Genomic DNA, 19,302 nt, shown 5'->3' on the forward strand with positions numbered 1-19,302 from the left:
TACGGAATATTCCATATCTGGAAATAGATATTTAAATAGGAAAGAATTGCTTTACTATTTTTTCTTTTTATACAGAAAGAGGAGGCTTGAATTTACTTTATGAATTACAAAACACTTGGAATTGACATTGGTTCCACTACTGTAAAGATCGCGATCTTAGATGAGAATGAAAATCTCATTTTCGCGGATTACAAGCGTCATTTCGCCAACATTCAGGAAACCCTTGCAGACCTTCTTCAGGAGGCCTTTGACCAGTATGGCGAGATGACTCTCCATCCTGTGATCACAGGTTCCGGCGGTCTGACCCTTGCCAACCATCTGGGCGTTCCTTTTACCCAGGAGGTTATTGCAGTTTCTACTTCTCTGCAGAAGCTGGCACCAAAGACAGATGTTGCCATCGAGCTTGGCGGTGAGGATGCCAAGATCATTTATTTCGAAAACGGAAACGTAGAACAGCGTATGAACGGTATCTGTGCAGGCGGTACCGGTTCTTTCATCGACCAGATGGCTTCTCTTCTCCAGACAGATGCCACAGGTCTGAATGAATATGCCAAAGATTACAAAGCGCTCTACCCGATTGCTGCACGCTGCGGTGTTTTCGCCAAAACGGATATTCAGCCGCTGATCAATGACGGTGCAACCAAACCGGATCTGTCAGCTTCTATTTTCCAGGCAGTTGTAAACCAGACTATTTCCGGTCTTGCCTGCGGAAAACCTATTCGTGGACATGTTGCATTCCTGGGTGGTCCGCTTCACTTCCTGTCCGAACTGAGAGAATCCTTTATCCGTACTTTGAAGCTGGATGAGGAACACACCATCATTCCGGAGAACTCTCATCTTTTTGCAGCCATCGGTTCTGCATTAAATGCAAAAGAAGACAACTCCATTTCCCTGACAGAAATGAAAGACAGACTCCGCAATTCCATTAAGCTGGATTTTGAAGTAGAACGTATGGAACCACTTTTCGCTTCTCAGGATGAATACGATGCATTTGCAAAACGTCAGAGTTCCTACAAAGTAAAAACAGGAGATCTGGCTACATATAAAGGAAACTGCTATCTGGGTATTGATGCAGGTTCCACCACAACCAAAACTGCACTGGTAGGCGAAGATGGAACACTTCTCTATTCCTTTTACAGCAGTAACAACGGAAACCCGTTAAAAACTACCATCCGTTCTATTAAAGAAATCTATGAACTGCTTCCCAAAGACGCAAAGATCGCTTATTCCTGTTCTACAGGTTACGGCGAGGCTCTGATCAAAGCGGCCCTGCTCCTGGATGAGGGCGAGGTTGAGACCGTATCCCATTACTATGCAGCTGCATTCTTTGACCCAGAGGTAGACTGTATCCTGGATATCGGCGGACAGGATATGAAATGTATCAAGATCCGCAACAAGACCGTTGACAGCGTACAGTTAAATGAAGCATGCTCCTCCGGATGCGGTTCCTTTATTGAAACCTTTGCCAAATCCCTGAATTATACAGTACAGGATTTCGCAAAAGCTGCTGTTTTCGCACAACATCCTATTGATCTTGGTACCAGATGTACTGTTTTCATGAATTCCAAGGTAAAGCAGGCACAGAAAGAGGGAGCTGAGGTTTCCGATATTTCCGCAGGTCTTGCTTACTCTGTTATCAAAAATGCACTCTATAAGGTTATCAAGGTTTCTGACGCTTCCGAACTTGGCAGACACATCGTTGTACAGGGTGGTACCTTCTACAATGATGCGGTTCTTCGAAGCTTCGAAAAGATTGCAGGCTGCGAAGCCATCCGTCCGGATATTGCCGGAATCATGGGTGCCTTCGGTGCCGCACTGATTGCCCGTGAACGCCATCAGGAAGGCGCAGAAACGACTATGCTCTCCATTGATAAGATCAACGAGCTGAAATATACAACTTCTATGGCAAACTGTCGTGGATGTACCAATAACTGCCGTCTGACTATCAACAAATTCTCCGGAGGCCGTCAGTATGTAAGCGGTAACCGTTGCGAGCGTGGTATCGGTAAGGAAAAAAACAAAGATCATATTCCGAATCTTTATGAATACAAATATAAACGTATTTTCTCCTACACACCGCTTACTGCTGATAAGGCAACGCGAGGTAAAGTAGGTATCCCCCGTGTTCTGAATATGTTTGAGAATTATCCTTTCTGGTATACTTTCTTTACAGAACTGAAGTATGAGGTTGTGCTCTCTCCTACTTCCACCAGAAAGATTTATGAACTGGGTATTGAATCCATTCCAAGTGAGTCCGAATGCTACCCTGCCAAGCTCGCACATGGCCATGTAACCTGGCTGATCCGCAATGGCGTGAAATTTATTTTCTACCCATGTATCCCATATGAACGTAACGAGTTCCCGGATGCAGTCAATCACTATAACTGCCCGATTGTTACTTCTTATGCCGAAAATATCAAAAATAACGTAGACGAATTAAATGATCCGTCCATTACCTTCCGCAATCCCTTCCTTGCATTTACTTCTGAGGAAATTCTGGCAAATCGTCTGGTAGAGGAATTTAAGGATATCCCGGCAGGAGAAGTCAAAGCTGCTGTGCATAAGGGCTGGGAAGAAATGGCTGCTGCACGCCGCGATGTACAGAAAAAAGGGGAAGAAACCCTGAAATATCTGGAAGATACAGGACGCCATGGTATTGTCCTTGCAGGACGCCCATACCATATTGACCCGGAAATCCATCATGGTATCCCGGATCTGATCAACAGCTATGGTATTGCCGTACTTACTGAGGATTCCATCTCTCATCTGGCACCTGTGGAACGCCCGATCCGCGTCAACGACCAGTGGATGTACCACTCCAGACTGTATGCTGCCGCAAACTATGTAAAGACACGCGATGATCTGGATCTGATCCAGCTGAACTCTTTCGGATGTGGTCTGGATGCAGTTACTACAGACGAGGTTTATGAAATCCTTGACGGAAGTGACAAAATCTATACCTGCTTAAAGATTGACGAGGTAAATAACCTTGGTGCTGCAAGAATCCGTATCCGTTCCCTGATCGCAGCGATCCGCGCGAAGAAAGCACAGGGACAGAAACGTACTGTCAAACCTGCTTCTATTGATAAAGTATCCTTTACAAAGGAAATGAGAAAGGACTATACCATCCTCTGTCCGCAGATGTCACCTTTCCATTTCAGTCTCCTGCAGGCAGCATTCAATTCCTGCGGATACAACCTTGAGGTACTTCCGAACGACAATAAACATGCAGTGGATGTTGGTCTGAAGTATGTAAACAATGACGCCTGCTATCCGTCTCTGATCGTTGTGGGACAGATCATGGATGCTCTGCTTTCCGGTAAATATGACCTGAACAAAACGGCCGTTGTCATGTCACAGACAGGTGGCGGATGTCGTGCTTCCAACTATATCGCATTTATACGACGCGCATTAAAGAAAGCCGGTATGGAACAGATTCCGGTTATCTCTGTTAACTTAAGCGGTCTGGAAAGTAATCCCGGATTCAAACTTACCCTTCCATTAGTGAAGAAAGTTGCTTACGGTGCCGTATTCGGAGATATCCTGATGAAATGCGTATATCGTATGCGTCCTTATGAACTGGAAGAGGGAATCGTAAACAGGAAACATAAAATCTGGGAACAGCGTGTGATCTCTTTCTTAAGCGGAAGCAGTATCAGCCACAGCCAGTTTAAAAAAATGTGCCGCGAAATGGTTCATGAATTTGATACCATTCCCATCAGTGATGTGAAGAAGCCTCGTGTGGGCATCGTAGGCGAAATCCTTGTCAAGTTCCTGCCTGCTGCAAACAATCATCTGGCAGAGCTTCTGGAATCTGAAGGCGCTGAGGCAGTTGTACCGGATCTGATCGATTTCATGTGCTACTGCTTCTATAATCAGAACTTCAAGGTAGAAAATCTTGGATTCAAGAAGTCCAAGGCAACCATGGCAAACTGGGGAATCAAAGCAATCGAATGGGTGAGAAAGCCTGCAAGCGAAGCTCTTGCACAGAGCCGCCATTTTGCACCGCCTGCTGATATCAGAAATCTGGCAAAAATGGCATCTCCCATTGTTTCCACCGGAAACCAGACAGGTGAGGGATGGTTCCTGACAGGTGAGATGATGGAACTGATCCATGGAGATGTTCCAAACATTGTTTGTATCCAGCCCTTCGGATGTCTGCCGAACCATATTGTGGGTAAGGGTGTTATCAAAGAGATCCGCAGAGAATATCCCACAGCAAACATTGTAGCCATCGACTATGATCCGGGTGCAAGTGAAGTTAACCAGCTGAACCGAATCAAACTGATGCTCTCCACAGCTCAGAAAAACCTGAAAAAAACAGAAAAGAAAGACGCCTAAAATAAAAGAGTTATATTTCAGAAATTTTAAATGTGTTTCTATTTCAGAAATACATTTAAACCATGAAATATAACTCTTTTGTTTTTATAATTTCAGTGTTTAATTATTCTGCCAGAACGGAAGTTTCTCTGCAATCCTTATCAGATAGCTTCCACCCGGAATTCTTCTAAGCTGTGATTCTGACGGTTTGCTGATGATCAGGTAAGCAAACAGATAAACAACCGCAGCAACAGGAATGGAAACGATCAGACAAATGAAATTGGATTTTACAAAAATATTCAGTCCATAACAGATACAGCCTGCAACAATTCCCATGGGAACAGATGCAAGAACAGGATACAGATATCCTTCTTTCCATGGATTCTTATACTGCAGATATTTCTTCATGGCTCTGTCATTTAACACACATACAACCACAGAATAGATCACCATTGCGATCAGCAGTGCATAAACTCCAAGGTTCGTAGTAAACAGCAGCACTACCACTACCACAATATCCACAACCAGTGCGATTGCAGCCGTAATCACCGGAATCCTCTGCTGTCCGATTGCCTGCAGAACTCCATTGGAAATATTTGACATTCCATTGAGCAGGATCGAAAAAGAACCAAGGATCAGCAGGTTGGCTGCCAGTCCTGTGGAATTTCCGTAAAGCAAAAATACAATCGGCTGTGCAAGCACTGCCAGTCCCATGGCACATGGGGCGGAAACTACCATAGAAAGCTGTACGGTCTGGTCAATGCACTCTCTGGTCGCTTCAATGTCTCCGGTGGCATACAGGGCGGAAACTTCCGGAATCATAGAAGTAGGTGCCGTACTGGACAGCGTCAGAGGAATATTAATAATAGTCATAAAGTAAGTAGCATACTCTGCATATAAAATACCAATCTGTGCCGCATCTCCACCTCTTCTTCCCAGAATATCCGAGAAAAGATACCCATTGATATAAGCATTTACATTATAAACAAAGGCGCTGAGAATGATCGGCGAAACAACCAGGATAATCACACGAAAAATCTCTTTGTAGGACTCTTCCTGATGTCTGTGGTCTTTCTCTACCCGGTGCAGGATTTTTCTGCGGTTTACACCATACACCAGAAGCATGAATGCCAATGCAGTCACCACTCCGGCTCCGGTTCCTACTGTGGAACCTGCTGCCCCCCATTTTGCAATGCTGTTCTCTGTTCCATCTGAGAATGCATTGATGAATCCCCAGGCTGCCAGAAGACTGACTGCCGCATTAAATACCTGCTCAATGATCTGGGAGATAGATGTTGGCATCATATTTCTGTATGCCTGAAAATATCCTCTGAATACCCCAAGAATACCGGACAAAAAAATCGTCGGAGCCAGGATCTGAAGTGCCGGAATTGCATCCTTCTGATTCTGAGGGATGATCAGCCCTGCTCCAAAGAGACAGAATAAACCGACCACTCCGCCAATCACCATGGCATAGATCATGGCACCCTTAAAGAACTTATGTGCATTTCTGTAATCCTTCAGAGCAATACGCTCGGAGATCAGCTTGGATACCGCCTGTGGAATACTAAAGGATGCGATCATCAGAAGGATCATATAGGCATTCTGTGCAAGACTTGTATAGCCCATTCCAAGGCTTCCGATAATATTGGAAAGGGGACTCTTGTACAGAAGACCGATCACCTTGGAGATCATAGCTGCAATCATCAGAAAGGATGCATTTTTTACTAAATTGTTTTTCTGATTCATGTTATCACTGTGTGTCTTTTACCTGACTACACATTACCTCTTTTCTTATATATTTTCTATCTGCCAGTCGATTGGTTCCAGACCATTGGCAACAAGAAATTCGTTTGTTTTACTGAAATGTTTACATCCGAAAAATCCCCTGTAAGCAGACAGAGGACTTGGATGAGGTGCCTCCAGAATCAGATGCTTCGGATTATTCAGCATGGATTTTTTCATCTGCGCCGGACGTCCCCATAGCAAAAATACAATAGGACGGTCTTGCTCATTCAGAACCTGGATCGCAGCATCCGTAAACTGCTCCCAGCCGATCCCCCTGTGTGAATTTGCCTGATGGGCGCGTACAGTCAAAACGGTGTTCAGAAGAAGCACCCCCTGCTTCGCCCACTTCTCCAGATAGCCGTTATTGGGGATATAGCATCCACAGTCATCATGAAGCTCCTGATAAATATTCACCAGCGACGGCGGAGTCTCCACTCCTCTCTTTACGGAAAAACAAAGCCCATGAGCCTGCCCGTCATTATGATAGGGATCCTGACCCAGGATCACTACCTTCACTTCATTCAACGGTGTAAAATGAAATGCATTAAACAGATCATCCGCAGGAGGAAAAATCTTCCTAGTCTGATATTCTGTCATCACCGTTTTATATAATTTCGCATAATACGGCTGGTGAAACTCCCCCTTCAGGGCTTCCAGCCAGTCACCTGAAATTGCTGACATACCTTATCCTTCACCTCTTATATTTTTCGTGGTCATCGTCTGACAGAAATTCCCCTGTCAGACAGATAATCCTTCACCTGAGAAATCTCCAGTTCTTTATAATGGAACAAAGACGCAGCCAGTGCAGCACCTGCTCCCCCTTCGGTCAGTGCATCATAAAAATGCTCCAGTGTACCTGCACCGCCTGATGCGATCACCGGAATGGATACTGCATCTGCGATTGCTCTGGTAAGTTTCAGATCATATCCCGCTTTCGTTCCATCGCAGTCCATGCTGGTAAGAAGAATCTCACCTGCGCCAAGGGCTTCCACTTTCTTCGCCCATTCTACAGCATCGATTCCTGTATCCAGTCTTCCACCATGTTTGTAAATATTCCATCCGCCGTCTTCTCTGCGCTTGCCATCAATAGCCACAACTACGCACTGGCTTCCAAACTTGTCAGCCGCCTCACTGATCAGTTCCGGTCTGTCAATTGCTGCAGAATTTACGGAAATCTTATCTGCTCCTTCTCTCAGCAGTTTCTTGAAATCATCTACAGTACGGATACCGCCGCCTACTGTAAACGGGATAAATACATTGGCAGCAACCCGTCTTACCATGTCAACTACCGTATCTCTCTGTTCGCAGGATGCTGTAATATCGAGAAACACCAGTTCATCTGCTCCTGCTACATCATAGGCTTTGGCAATCTCCACCGGATCACCCGCATCGCGAAGCTGCACAAAATTTACGCCCTTTACCACACGTCCCTTATTTACATCCAGGCAGGGAATAATTCTCTTTGTAAACATCTTATTTTCCCTCCTTCTCAGTATTGCCGTCTTTTCCCACAGCAGCAAAATTTTCAAGTATCTTCAGTCCCCATTTGCTGCTCTTTTCCGGATGGAACTGGCAGGCAAATACATTGTCCTTTTCTACGGAAGCATGAATACAGGTGCTGTATTCTGTAGTAGCCTTTACAATCTCAGGCTCCTCTGCCTGCAGATAATAAGAATGCACAAAATATACATAGGTCTGTTCCGGGATTCCCTGAAACAGTCTGCCATTATTCTGAAAATGCAGGGAATTCCATCCCATATGTGGAATCTTAAGTCCAGGCGCAGGCGGAATCTTAACAATTTTCCCTTTCAGGATTCCAAGGCCTTCCACCCCCGGTGTCTCCTCACTGCTTTCAAAAAGGAGCTGAAGTCCCAGACAGATTCCAAGAAATGGCGTCTTCTTCTCTACAATCTCATGGATCACAGGTACAAGTCCGTATGTATGAAGATTCTCCATCGCCTGTCCAAAGCTTCCCACGCCAGGCAAAATTACTTTATCTGCATTTAGCAGAATCTGCGTATCACGGGATACCACAGTTTTTTCTCCAAGATAATGAAGCGCTTTTTCTACACTTTTGATATTTCCTGCATCATAGTCAATTATTCCAATCATGTCTTCCTCCTGATGTTTCTGCTCAATTCTTGTATTTCATAATAATCATCCTGTCATTATCTTTTCATCCATCTGTATAGTATAACCTAAAAACAGACAGTTGCAAAGTGCTTTCTTTGCTTCTGCCTGTTTTTCTGACTTAACGTTACTGTTCACTCCGTTCACAGTAACTTAGCCAAAATTCATTCCAGATTGCCTTCGGCAATGGAATTTTGGCTTGTATGTCTCGGGATTTTGGCATATTCATGCCAAAACACCTCGCGGGATAGTAGTGTGTGAACAGTAACAACTTTACTGTCTGCTGTCCAGAGTAAACCAGAACTCTACTCCGTTATCAAAGTTGCAAACACCATACTTCTGGTTCATTCCTTCCACAATTGCCTTTACAATGGAAAGTCCGATTCCGCTGCCTCCATATTCTCTGGTACGGGCCTTGTCTACCTTATAAAACTTATTCCACAGATTTGGAAGATCCTCCTCAGGAATGGGGGTTCCGGTATTAAATACTGTTACCTTCACGTAATCAGCCTCCTGCAGGATCTTAATTTCCACTTTTCGCTCTCCGTCCAGATGATTCAGGGCATTACTTGTATAATTGGTTACCACCTCTTCTGTCTTAAACTCATCTGCCCATACATACACAGGATCCTGTGCCTCAAATATCACAGTGGCTTCTTTCTGCTCGATCATAATATGCATGGACTGCAGGACTCCATGAATCAGTGATACAATATCAAAGCGTTCCATCATTGGAGCATCCTTGCCGGATTCCAGCTGGTTTAAGGTCAGCAGATTTTTTACCAGCTTATTCATTTTGGATGCCTCATCCATAATTACTTCACAGTAAAAAGCCCTGCTTTCCGGGTCATCAGATATATTTTCATTTAGACCCTCTGCATATCCCTGAATCAATGCAATGGGCGTTTTCAGCTCATGGGAAACATTATCCAGAAACTCCTTACGCATCTCATCAATCTTGATCTTATCCTCAATATCCTTCTGCAGCTTATTGTTTGCTGATTTCAATTCAGAAATTGTATTTTCCAGTTTTCTGGACATTTTGTTGAAATTATCGCCCAGAACATCAATCTCATTTCCTGCATGGCTCTCATATCTGGCTTCAAAATCCAGATTGGACATTTTTTCAGAAAGCCTTGTCAGTTCACTGATAGGTCTGGTGATCCGGTTAGTGATCAGCAATATTAACAAACCGCTGATCAAAATGATCACTACTCCTACAAACAAATAAAAATTGTTAGATATGGCTGCGCTCTCCTTAATACTCTCCAGCGGAGAACGAATCAGATAATAGTATCCATTTTCATACTGTCCCCAGCATTCTACATACTCCATACCTGCAAAACGGTCATGTACCTGCCAAATGGTACCATCTTCTGTCTGCTTCAGAATATGACTATGTTCCATATCCTTATCCAGATCATTAATGTACCCAAAAAGTTTACTGCGGAGCATTTTAGCCATATTGGCTTCCCCCCAGTAATAATAACCACTGTTCTCCTCATTTACAATGATCCAGGTCAGATTATTTCTGGAACTGCTGTGTTCGATCTCATCCGGCACCTCTTCCTCTGCTTTCGACGGATTCTCTATTTCTCCATTCTTATCTGTATCATATTTCAGAAGGTTATCCAGATTCATCTGAGAAAGAACTGTCCTGGCTTCCTCCAGCACTTCCACTTTTTTTGATACATAATATCGTTCCAGAAAAAGTCCGTTTATCAACGTGATAGAAAAAATCGACACCAGGAGAAGACCAATAAACAGAACTGAGATCTGATGTTTCAGGGAATGGAATTTTCTGAGATTTTTCTTCTTTTTAATGTTCTGCTTTTTCTCTTTTCTGTCTCCGGACATCATGCATCAACCTCAAATTTATATCCCATACCCCATACAGTCTTGATATATTCTCCTTTGTCTCCCATTTTACTTCTCAGCTTTTTAACATGGGTATCAATGGTACGGGCATCTCCAAAATAATCATAATTCCACACAGAATTAAGGATTTTTTCCCTGGAAAGTGCAATTCCCTGGTTTTCCAGAAAATATGTCAATAATTCAAATTCTTTAAAACTTAAGTCCATGGTTTTTCCGTCCACTGTAGCAATATGAGCAGCCTTGTCAATCACAATTCCTCCCGCTGAAAGAGTATCCTCTGTATTTCCCTGCCCTGTGCGGCGAAGGATTGCTTCTACTCTCGCCACCAGGATTTTGGGGCTGAAAGGCTTGGAAATATATTCATCTACTCCCAGTTCAAAGCCCAGAAGCTCATCTCGCTCATCGCCTCTTGCAGTAAGCATAATAATGGGCACCTTGGAATTCTTACGAATCTCACGGCACACTTCCCACCCATCCATCTTAGGCATCATTACATCCAGTATGATCAGTGCCACATCCTTTTCTGCATAAAAAATATCAATTGCCTCTTCACCGTCCCCGGCCTCCAGCACCTGAAAATTCTTTTTAGTCAGAAAATCACTGACAAGCTTTCTCATACGGCTTTCATCATCCACAACCAGGATTTTTAATGCATCCATAACTGTTCCTCCGTTATCTTTATTGTAAAAAATAATCTCTGCTTTTCTTATTACTGTACTATAGCAAACATTTGTGGAATAAATGTGAACACAGAAAGTAAATAAAAATATTATTTCATTGAATAAAATTAAACCATAAAAAATGGTGCCTAGTCAAAGAACCATGCACCATTTTTATCTACATCCAAAGCACCGGAAATACGGTGCTCTTCCTATGGACCTGGCGGGAATTGAACCCGCGTCCGAAAGCCTATTCATTGAGGCATCTCCCATCACAGTCGATGATTTAACATTCCCTCGATCATACGCCCACCGACAGGCTTATGATCTCAGTAGCTTCATCATACATCTACCAGGGCAAAGCTTACCTGATAAGGTTTCTCACAAGGTCGACGCCAGATTCCCAATGTGTGAGTGCATCAGGGCTGACGAGCAGCAATTAGGCTGCTAACGCTAACTTTTCGTCTGCGTTTATATTTAGTTTCCCAGTTGATACGCAGTCCAGGAGTCTGCGGATGGCTTCCTAAACTTCAAAGCCCCCGTCGAAACCAGTACAAGCCCTAAACTTTATAGCTGAACATACAGCCTGCTGGTTTTCAGACGAAAGTCTGCAGACCGCCAACACGGTCTGCCTTTTTGCTATTATAAAAAAAACTATTCGTCCTGTCAAGGGTAATTATTACATTTTTATTCGCCGTTACTGTTCACTCCGTTCTCAGCAACACGCTTCGCGATGCACAGAATTTATGCTAGTCGCATAAATTCGCGCGGTATATCTCGGGTTTTCTGTGACCTTCGCTCACAAAAAACACCTCGCGGGATATTACCAATGAACAGTAACTATTCGCCGAACTGCTCTGCACATTCCTTCATCATCTTCCTTATAGGCAGATGATAAGGGCATCTGGTCTCACAAACTCCACATTCTATACAGTCAGAAGCCTTTACCTGCAGTGTACTGTAACGGCTTCTGGCCCATTCTCCCAGATCATATCGATTCAGATAACCGGCAAACAGAAACACATTGGGAATACTGATACCTGCAGAGCAGGGTGCACAGTAATTACATCTGCGGCAGAAATTTGTACCCAGCTGTTCTCTGACCTTTCTGATTTCATCAAGCTCTGTCTGACTTAAAGGTGAAGAGTCCAGACAGGCCTTTATGTTCTCCTCCATCTCATGCTCTTCTGCCATTCCGGGAATTACAATCGTTACATTTGGATTGGAACAGATGTAGCGAAGTGCCAATGTTCCGTTTTCAATGGCTCCACCCGCCAGAGGTTTCATATCAATAAACCCTATATTTCGTTTTTTGCATTCTGCAATCAGTTCTTCGCCCTGACCTTCCACAATGTTATACGGAAACATAATTGTTTCCACCCAATCCAGATCCAGTGCCCGCTCGAACACCTCTACGGAGTGAGCGGTCAGTCCCAGATGTCCGATTTTTCCAGCCTTCTTTGCCTCCTGCAAGGCCTCCAGTGCACCGTCCTTTGCCAGAACCTGATCCAACTGCTCCATGCTTGGATTATGTACCTGATAAATATCAATATAATCTGTTTTCAAATTGCACAGGCTTTTTTCAATATCAGCTGCCATAGCCTCTCTTGTCCTGGCCATACTTTTGGTTGCAATCACAAATTTATCCCTGATCCCCTCCAATGCATAGCCCAGATATTCCTCGCTGACAGTATAGCCCCTGGCTGTGTCAATGTAATTTACTCCCCTGTCTGAAAGTTTATGCACCAGTATTCTTGTCCCCTCTGCATCAATTTTCTGAATGGGGATTCCGCCCAGACCAATTTTAGAAATCTTTAAACCAGTCTTTCCCAATGTAACATATTCCATTTTTATTCCCTCTTTTCTCCAAAATCAGTTTTTCCCTCTGAGCAAAAAACTGCCATCGCCTTCCGACAATGACAGTTTTTTTCATATCAAACGGACAGCAATCATCCGCATTTTGTTAGATTATACTCTTGAGAGATATTCTCCGGTTCTTGTGTCGATTTTCAGTTTGTCACCCTGGTTAACAAACAGTGGAACCTGAACCTGTGCACCTGTCTCAACAGTAGCAGGTTTTGTAGCACCCTGAGCTGTATTTCCTGCAAATCCAGGCTCTGTCTCAGTTACTTCAAGTTCTACGAAAAGTGGTGGCTCAATAGCAAATACGTTTCCGTTATGGGAACATACTTTAACCATTTCGTTTTCTTTTACGAATTTCAGGGAATCGCCTACCTGATCCTTTGTCAGACCTACCTGATCATAGGTTTCTACATTCATGAAGTAGTATAAATCACCATCATCATAGAGATACTGCATATCAACACGTTCAATACGTGCTGCCGGGAATTTCTCAGTAGGACGGAAAGACTTCTCCAGAACTGCTCCAGTAATGATGTTTTTGTATTTGGTTCTTACGAAAGCAGCACCCTTTCCTGGTTTTACATGCTGAAATTCAACAATCTGACATACATTTCCGTCAATTTCAAGTGTGATACCGTTTTTGAAATCACCTGCTGAAATCATATTTCTATTTCCTCCTTAATTGTACAATTCAACGTTACTGCTCTCTGTCTCTGCAGCAACCGCCTCAACAGTGCGTGTCTGCGTATTCATTTTCTGCAATTTTGCGACACACTCTTATATGATTTTATAATAGTTTCTTATTTTTTTCAACTATTTTTTATTACTGTTTGCAATTTTTCTTCCAACTGGGAAATCAGCGCCTCAAAAGGCTTGTCTCCGGTGATCATTTCAATGTCAGCAAACTTTGCATAAACAGGATCTCTCTGTCTCAGAAGCTTTTTAATCTTGTCTGCCTTGTTATCCCCGTCGATCAGAGGATTGGATTTTGAATTTTCCAGTCTTTCCTTCAGAGTCTCATAAGATCCCTTCAGATAGACCACTGTTCCCAGCTGCTTAATATATTTCTCATTCTGCTCCTGCATGGGAAGTCCTGATCCCAGAGAAATCACTTTCTGTTCCTGATCCTTGATCAGCTCCTTGATCACAGTTGTTTCTAATGCACGATAAAATGGTTCCCCGAATTTATCAAAAATATCTTTAACGGACAGATTCATTTTTCTCGTAACCACACGGTCAATATCAATAAACGGTAAATCAAAATCCTTGGCCAGCCTCTTACCTACTCTTGTTTTTCCTGAACCCATAAATCCTATAATCACAATATGGTTCATGAATTCCCCTCCTCCTTTTTGTAAAAATATAACACAATTCTCTCAAGATATCTCTTCAGTACAATCTGTATCTCTTCCCTGGGATTGATAGGTTTTACCAGAATATTACGTATTCCGGCTCTTTTTGCCCCGTATATATCTGTAAACAGCTGATCCCCAATGAAAATAGTATTACTTCTGTCTGTTCCCAGCAATTCCATAGCACGGATATAATTCTTCGTAGATGGCTTGTGGGCATTTTCTATAAAACGTGCTCCCACAGAAGCATTAAATGAAGATACTCTTTCATATTGATTATTAGAAAGAAAGCAGCACTGAAATCCCAGTTCTTTCAAATGTGCAAATAATGCACAGGCTCTTTCATCTGCAGGTGCGCCGTGAGGTACCAGTGTATTGTCAATATCAAAAAGCAGACCTCTGTATCCCTGTGCATACAGACTATCAAAATCAATTTCATAAGTTGAATCCAGATATTCATCCGGAAAAAAGCATTTAAACATCAGTATCCATTCCCCTAATTTCCAAGATATTCCAGCAGACCATCCAGCTTCTGCTCCATCAGGTCATATCCATGCTTATAAAATTCTGTAAGAACTTTCGGATTCTTTTCAGTTCTGGAAACAGTTTTGATTTCTGGACGGACCACATAGATATGCCCTTCCTTTTCCCATTTCTCAATCAGTTCCAGTGTCCTGTTATAATTCCGGTATCGGTTCAAAAGACTGTTCAGCAGATTGGGATATTTGTGAAAAGCAGCCATATAAACAGCCTTACTCTCTCCAGGCTTCTTTTTTCGATAGCCATAATTCCTGGTAAGAATCACCACATTCTTGCGGTACCCCTCCTTCATGGCATGAACCACGGGAATGGAATCTGCTACACCGCCGTCCACACAGGGTATCCCGTCAATCATCACCATAGGGCATACCAGAGGAATACTGGAAGACGCACGGCAGATATCCATCAGACGTTTTCTGTCATTTCTTTCCTCCAGATATTTTGCCTGGCCGGTAATGCAATCCGTCACTACCAGTTCACATTTTTTTCCGGAATTAAAATAAGCATCATAATCAAAAGGAAAAATCTCATTGGGGTATCGTTCAAACAGCATGTCCATATCAAACAGAGTTTTATTCTTCAAAGTCTGCTTCAGGCCTATGTAGCTATTATTCTTATCCTCTGTGATCACACAGGCCTTCGTCCGGCCAATCTGCCCGGATACATAATCCACTGCATTACAGGCCCCTGCTGAAACTCCTGTTACATAAGGAAACTCTATCTGATGTTTCATCAGACAGTCCAGCACTCCGGACGTGAACACCCCCCGTGTACCACCGCCTTCCAGAATTAACGCTGTCTCATTATTATTTGTCATTTTCCTCACTAATCCTTTCAAAAGCGTATTTCTATCCTATCAGTTCAGCGCTCAGCAAGAGGCACATAAACACTTGGTGCCAGCACATTTTTGTATGCCGGGCGAATGATCTTGTCCGCATTGATGAGCTCTTCCATTCGATGGGCACTCCAGCCCACAATACGTGCAACTGCAAACATAGGTGTATATAATTCCAGTGGCAGATCCAGCATACTGTACACGAAACCACTGTAAAAGTCCACATTTGCACTAACACCTTTATAAATTCTTCTTTCCTCGGCAATTACTTCAGGTGCCAGACGCTCTACCATAGAATAAAGGGCATAGTCTTTCATCCTTCCCTTTTCTCTGGCCAGAGTCTCCACATATGTTTTAAACACTTCGGCTCTTGGATCAGATACTGAATAAATCGCATGCCCCATTCCATAGATCAGACCCTTTCTGTCAAAAGCCTCCTTATGGAGTAATTTTCTGAGATACACACGAACCTCATCTTCATCTGTCCAGTCCTTCACTTCTTTCTTCATGTCATTAAACATACTTACTACTTTAATATTGGCGCCACCATGCTTTGGACCCTTCAGTGAACCAAGAGCTGCTGCAATGGCAGAATAGGTATCTGTACCGGAAGAAGATACTACATGAGTAGTAAAGGTAGAGTTATTTCCACCGCCATGCTCCATGTGAAGAATCAACGCAATATCCAGAATCTTTGCTTCCAGATGGGTATACTTCTTATCCGGTCTCAACATACGCAAAATGTTTTCAGCTGTTGTCAGATCCTTCTTGGGATTATGGATATAAAGACTTTTTCCCTTTACATAATGATTGTATGCCTGATATCCATATACAGATAACAACGGAAAAACGCTGATCAGATTCAGACACTGCCGCAGTACATTTGGCAAAGAGGTATCATCCGGATTATGGTCATACGAATACAGAGTCAGAACGCTTCTGGAAAGTCCATTCATAATATCTTTGCTGGGAGCCTTCATGATTACGTCCCTGACAAAATTGGTAGGAAGTGATCTCTGGTTAGCCAGAAGTTCTGTGAAATCCATAAGCTGCTGTTTATCCGGAAGTTTTCCGAACAGAAGCAGGTATGCCACTTCCTCGAAGCCATATCTGTCATCCTGTATAAATCCTTTGGTCAGATCTTTGATATCATAGCCTCTGTAGGAAAGCTTTCCCTCACAGGGAACCTCTTTGCCATCTACCATCTTTGTGGCCTGAATATTTGAAACCTGAGTCAGACCTGCGAGAACGCCTTTACCATTTATATCTCTCAGGCCTCTCTTTACATCATATTTTGCATATAACGACAGATCCAGACTGGTATTATCCCTACAGATATCTGTAAGTTTTTCAATTTCCGGTGTCACTTTTGTTTTAAATCCTGCCATATACTATATTCCCCTTTCTTCTCTGCTTTTTCGATAATGGGCCCTCCTCATTCCAATCACCGTATTTTGTACGTCATAAATAAATTATAGCATTGTTTTCCATTTCGGTCTACACACAAATTTTTTAAAAAATTTCAGTTTTTTTTCTTTCCCTCTTTCCATTTTTAGCACATTAGTGTATAATAACGTCGTTCAAAGCAAAATCATTACAATAGATGAGGAGGAATAACAATGTCTTATACTGATGAAGTATACGAGAGAGTCGTTGCACAGAACCCAAACGAGCCTGAATTTCACCAGGCAGTAAAAGAAGTTCTTGATTCTCTTAAAGTTGTAATCGAAAAAAATGAAGAAAAATATCGCAGTCTTTCTATTCTGGAACGTCTGGTTGAGCCGGAAAGAATTATCTCCTTCCGTGTTCCGTGGATTGATGACAAGGGCGTTGTACAGGTTAACAAAGGATACCGTGTACAGTTCAACAGTGCAATCGGACCGTACAAGGGTGGTTTAAGATTCCATCCATCTGTTAACCAGGGTATTCTTAAATTCTTAGGTTTTGAGCAGATTTTCAAAAACTCCCTTACAGGACTTCCTATCGGAGGCGGTAAAGGTGGTTCCAACTTTGATCCTAAGGGTAAATCTGACAGAGAAGTTATGGCATTCTGCCAGAGCTTTATGACTGAGCTTTCCAAATATATCGGTGCTGACATGGACGTTCCTGCCGGTGATATCGGTGTTGGCGGACGTGAGATCGGATTCCTCTATGGACAGTACAAACGTAACACAGGTCTGTATGAAGGCGTACTTACAGGTAAAGGACTTTCCTATGGCGGTTCTCTGGTTCGTACAGAAGCTACAGGCTATGGTCTTGTATATATGCTGAATGAAATGGTAAAAGCAAACAACGATACCATTTCCGGTAAGACTATCACTGTAACAGGTTCCGGTAATGTTGCTATCTATGCTGTACAGAAAGCTACTCAGCTTGGCGGCAAGGTTGTTGCAATGTGCGACTCCAACGGATATATCTATGATCCTAACGGAATCAATCTGGATGTTGTAAAAGATATCAAAGAAGTAAAACGCGGACGTATCAAAGAATATGCTGACCGTGTTGAGGGTGCTTCTTATACAGAAGGCAAGGGTATCTGGAATATCAAATGTGATATCTACCTTCCATGTGCAACTCAGAATGAGCTGGATGTTGACGGTGCAAAGGTGCTGGTTGCAAATGGCTGTAAATATATTGCAGAGGGTGCTAACATGCCTACAACTCTGGAAGCTACAAATTATGTCATGAACAATGGCATCATCTTCATGCCTGGTAAGGCAGCTAACGCAGGTGGCGTTGCTACTTCTGCTCTGGAAATGAGCCAGAACTCCGCAAGACTTTCCTGGACAGCTGAAGAGGTTGACGCAAAGCTTCATCAGATTATGATCGATATCTTCCAGAAGGTTGACAGTGCTTCTAAACGTTACGATATGGCAGGAAACTATGTAGTTGGTGCTAATATTGCAGGTTTCGAGAAGGTTGTAGATGCCATGATCGCTCAGGGTATTGTCTGATCTTTAATCATATATTGGAAATATAAAAAGGGTGCATCTGCACCCTTTTTTATTAATTCATAAATTTCTTAAGTTCATCCATAAAAGTACTCACATCCTTGAATTCCCTGTACACAGAAGCAAAACGCACATAAGCTACTGCATCCAGTTCCTTCAGATGCTCCATAACAATCTCTCCAATTCTGGTACTGGAAATTTCCTTTTCCTCTGTATTAAAGATTTCACCCTCTATGGCATCCATCATCTCTTCTATTTTTTCAATAGGAATGGGTCTCTTGTAACAGGCCCGGAGAATTCCTGCCTGAATCTTTCCCCTGTCATATTGCTCTCGATTCTGATCTTTCTTTATAACAGTCAGCGGAATGGACTCTACTTTTTCATATGTAGTAAATCTTCTGCCACATACATCACACAAACGGCGGCGGCGGATAGAATTGGTATCCTCTACCGGTCTTGAATCCACAACTCTGGTATTATCCTGATTACAAAAAGGACACTTCATAACGGACTATTCCCCCTGATGTTTTGATATTTAATAACAGCTCAGTATCTTAATGATTATTTATTATACTTTATCTTTATTTCATATGTCAATAAAAGGACATGCATAAATTCTTTTCGGATTACATAAAATTTATAAAATATTCATTTTCTTATCATTCAGGTGGTTTTTTATGCGTATCTGTGAATTAAGGCAAAAAGAAGTAATCAATACCTGTACCTGCCGCAGTCTGGGTTGTCCCATAGATATCGAATTTGACTGCAGGACCAGCTGCCTTTCTGCCCTTGTCCTGCCCGGGCCCGGCAGATTCTGCTGTCTCTTTGGCAGAGATGAATTCATCATCCCCTGGGAATGCATCTGCCAGATCGGAGAAGATATCATCCTGGTAAAAATAGACGAAGAAAAGTGTCTGTGTGAAAACTAAAGGCCGGACTTTGTCAAGGCCTTTTATTTATTATATTTTGTTTAAAACAGTATAAAT

16 protein-coding genes and 1 other RNA gene are annotated in these 19,302 nt (G+C 42.7%); 3 read left to right on the top strand and 14 right to left on the bottom strand.

The window, feature by feature from the left end:
- Positions 1 to 99: 99 nt before the first annotated feature.
- Positions 100 to 4,341: an acyl-CoA dehydratase activase-related protein gene (locus tag ACTNC6_RS05470; RefSeq protein WP_441043407.1), complete on the top strand. Its 4,242-nt coding sequence runs from the start codon at positions 100 to 102 to the stop codon at positions 4,339 to 4,341.
- Positions 4,342 to 4,440: 99 nt separating this feature from the next.
- On the opposite strand, the gene ACTNC6_RS05475 is transcribed toward ACTNC6_RS05470, so the two are convergent.
- From ACTNC6_RS05475 to ACTNC6_RS05535, 13 genes are all read right to left on the bottom strand, one after another.
- A complete protein-coding gene (locus ACTNC6_RS05475; protein WP_055058071.1) occupies positions 4,441 to 6,069 on the bottom strand; it encodes a putative polysaccharide biosynthesis protein in 1,629 nt (542 codons plus the stop codon).
- A gap of 45 nt (positions 6,070 to 6,114) precedes the next feature.
- Positions 6,115 to 6,789, bottom strand: a complete 675-nt coding sequence (gene ung / locus ACTNC6_RS05480; RefSeq protein WP_008703498.1) for a uracil-DNA glycosylase — start codon at positions 6,787 to 6,789, stop codon at positions 6,115 to 6,117.
- A gap of 32 nt (positions 6,790 to 6,821) precedes the next feature.
- Entirely contained in the window at positions 6,822 to 7,580 is a 759-nt protein-coding gene (hisF, locus tag ACTNC6_RS05485) for an imidazole glycerol phosphate synthase subunit HisF (RefSeq protein WP_441043408.1), read from the bottom strand.
- A gap of 1 nt (position 7,581) precedes the next feature.
- Positions 7,582 to 8,220, bottom strand: coding sequence for an imidazole glycerol phosphate synthase subunit HisH (hisH, locus tag ACTNC6_RS05490; RefSeq protein WP_441043409.1), 639 nt, complete (start codon positions 8,218 to 8,220; stop codon positions 7,582 to 7,584).
- Between the two features lie 291 nt (positions 8,221 to 8,511).
- The gene (locus ACTNC6_RS05495) at positions 8,512 to 10,098 is read right to left on the bottom strand and encodes a sensor histidine kinase (RefSeq protein WP_441034368.1); all 1,587 of its coding nucleotides are present in this window, start codon (positions 10,096 to 10,098) and stop codon (positions 8,512 to 8,514) included.
- Positions 10,095 to 10,775: a response regulator transcription factor gene (locus ACTNC6_RS05500; protein ID WP_019162003.1), complete on the bottom strand. Its 681-nt coding sequence runs from the start codon at positions 10,773 to 10,775 to the stop codon at positions 10,095 to 10,097. Before ACTNC6_RS05500 ends, ACTNC6_RS05495 begins: the two co-directional genes overlap by 4 nt.
- Before the next feature lie 212 nt (positions 10,776 to 10,987).
- Positions 10,988 to 11,336: a transfer-messenger RNA gene (ssrA, locus tag ACTNC6_RS05505) on the bottom strand.
- A 279-nt stretch (positions 11,337 to 11,615) separates the two neighbouring features.
- On the bottom strand, positions 11,616 to 12,623 hold the full coding sequence (locus ACTNC6_RS05510) for an aldo/keto reductase (protein ID WP_441043410.1): 1,008 nt from the start codon (positions 12,621 to 12,623) through the stop codon (positions 11,616 to 11,618).
- Positions 12,624 to 12,743: 120 nt separating this feature from the next.
- Positions 12,744 to 13,301 carry an elongation factor P gene (gene efp, locus ACTNC6_RS05515; RefSeq protein WP_173743779.1) on the bottom strand — a complete coding sequence of 186 codons (558 nt, stop codon included), beginning with the start codon at positions 13,299 to 13,301 and terminating at the stop codon, positions 12,744 to 12,746.
- A gap of 146 nt (positions 13,302 to 13,447) precedes the next feature.
- Complete coding sequence (locus ACTNC6_RS05520; protein WP_441043411.1) at positions 13,448 to 13,972, bottom strand: shikimate kinase; 525 nt, start codon at positions 13,970 to 13,972, stop codon at positions 13,448 to 13,450.
- Positions 13,969 to 14,472, bottom strand: a complete 504-nt coding sequence (locus tag ACTNC6_RS05525) for a YqeG family HAD IIIA-type phosphatase (RefSeq protein ID WP_173743777.1) — start codon at positions 14,470 to 14,472, stop codon at positions 13,969 to 13,971. Before ACTNC6_RS05525 ends, ACTNC6_RS05520 begins: the two co-directional genes overlap by 4 nt.
- A gap of 14 nt (positions 14,473 to 14,486) precedes the next feature.
- On the bottom strand, positions 14,487 to 15,347 hold the full coding sequence (locus ACTNC6_RS05530; protein ID WP_441043412.1) for a patatin-like phospholipase family protein: 861 nt from the start codon (positions 15,345 to 15,347) through the stop codon (positions 14,487 to 14,489).
- 44 nt (positions 15,348 to 15,391) lie between these two features.
- Entirely contained in the window at positions 15,392 to 16,753 is a 1,362-nt protein-coding gene (locus tag ACTNC6_RS05535) for a citrate/2-methylcitrate synthase (protein WP_441043413.1), read from the bottom strand.
- A 231-nt stretch (positions 16,754 to 16,984) separates the two neighbouring features.
- Here ACTNC6_RS05535 and gdhA point away from each other — a divergent pair, with 231 nt between their 5' ends.
- Positions 16,985 to 18,319 carry an NADP-specific glutamate dehydrogenase gene (gdhA, locus tag ACTNC6_RS05540; RefSeq protein ID WP_173743774.1) on the top strand — a complete coding sequence of 445 codons (1,335 nt, stop codon included), beginning with the start codon at positions 16,985 to 16,987 and terminating at the stop codon, positions 18,317 to 18,319.
- Between the two features lie 52 nt (positions 18,320 to 18,371).
- Here the strand turns inward: gdhA and nrdR are convergent, their stop codons facing one another.
- Complete coding sequence (gene nrdR / locus ACTNC6_RS05545) at positions 18,372 to 18,821, bottom strand: transcriptional regulator NrdR (RefSeq protein WP_173743773.1); 450 nt, start codon at positions 18,819 to 18,821, stop codon at positions 18,372 to 18,374.
- Between the two features lie 172 nt (positions 18,822 to 18,993).
- Between nrdR and ACTNC6_RS05550 the strand changes: the two genes are divergently transcribed.
- The gene (locus ACTNC6_RS05550) at positions 18,994 to 19,245 is read left to right on the top strand and encodes a PRC-barrel domain-containing protein (RefSeq protein WP_173743772.1); all 252 of its coding nucleotides are present in this window, start codon (positions 18,994 to 18,996) and stop codon (positions 19,243 to 19,245) included.
- Positions 19,246 to 19,302 lie beyond the last annotated feature (57 nt).

It is taken from the genome of Blautia sp. HCP3S3_C4, from assembly GCF_052064095.1.
In the GTDB taxonomy this organism is placed as follows: Bacteria; Bacillota; Clostridia; order Lachnospirales; family Lachnospiraceae; genus Blautia_A.

Excerpts from the sequence above, each read along its gene's own strand:
- ung (WP_008703498.1), bottom strand. The coding sequence starts at position 6,789 with ATGTCAGCAATTTCAGGTGACTGGCTGGAAGCCCTGAAGGGGGAGTTT.
- ACTNC6_RS05550 (WP_173743772.1), top strand. The coding sequence starts at position 18,994 with ATGCGTATCTGTGAATTAAGGCAAAAAGAAGTAATCAATACCTGTACC.
- ACTNC6_RS05530 (WP_441043412.1), bottom strand. The coding sequence starts at position 15,347 with ATGACAAATAATAATGAGACAGCGTTAATTCTGGAAGGCGGTGGTACA.
- hisF (WP_441043408.1), bottom strand. The coding sequence starts at position 7,580 with ATGTTTACAAAGAGAATTATTCCCTGCCTGGATGTAAATAAGGGACGT.
- ACTNC6_RS05520 (WP_441043411.1), bottom strand. The coding sequence starts at position 13,972 with ATGAACCATATTGTGATTATAGGATTTATGGGTTCAGGAAAAACAAGA.
- nrdR (WP_173743773.1), bottom strand. The coding sequence starts at position 18,821 with ATGAAGTGTCCTTTTTGTAATCAGGATAATACCAGAGTTGTGGATTCA.
- hisH (WP_441043409.1), bottom strand. The coding sequence starts at position 8,220 with ATGATTGGAATAATTGACTATGATGCAGGAAATATCAAAAGTGTAGAA.
- ACTNC6_RS05475 (WP_055058071.1), bottom strand. The coding sequence starts at position 6,069 with ATGAATCAGAAAAACAATTTAGTAAAAAATGCATCCTTTCTGATGATT.
- ACTNC6_RS05500 (WP_019162003.1), bottom strand. The coding sequence starts at position 10,775 with ATGGATGCATTAAAAATCCTGGTTGTGGATGATGAAAGCCGTATGAGA.
- ACTNC6_RS05470 (WP_441043407.1), top strand. The coding sequence starts at position 100 with ATGAATTACAAAACACTTGGAATTGACATTGGTTCCACTACTGTAAAG.
- gdhA (WP_173743774.1), top strand. The coding sequence starts at position 16,985 with ATGTCTTATACTGATGAAGTATACGAGAGAGTCGTTGCACAGAACCCA.
- efp (WP_173743779.1), bottom strand. The coding sequence starts at position 13,301 with ATGATTTCAGCAGGTGATTTCAAAAACGGTATCACACTTGAAATTGAC.
- ACTNC6_RS05525 (WP_173743777.1), bottom strand. The coding sequence starts at position 14,472 with ATGTTTAAATGCTTTTTTCCGGATGAATATCTGGATTCAACTTATGAA.
- ACTNC6_RS05495 (WP_441034368.1), bottom strand. The coding sequence starts at position 10,098 with ATGATGTCCGGAGACAGAAAAGAGAAAAAGCAGAACATTAAAAAGAAG.
- ACTNC6_RS05510 (WP_441043410.1), bottom strand. The coding sequence starts at position 12,623 with ATGGAATATGTTACATTGGGAAAGACTGGTTTAAAGATTTCTAAAATT.
- ACTNC6_RS05535 (WP_441043413.1), bottom strand. The coding sequence starts at position 16,753 with ATGGCAGGATTTAAAACAAAAGTGACACCGGAAATTGAAAAACTTACA.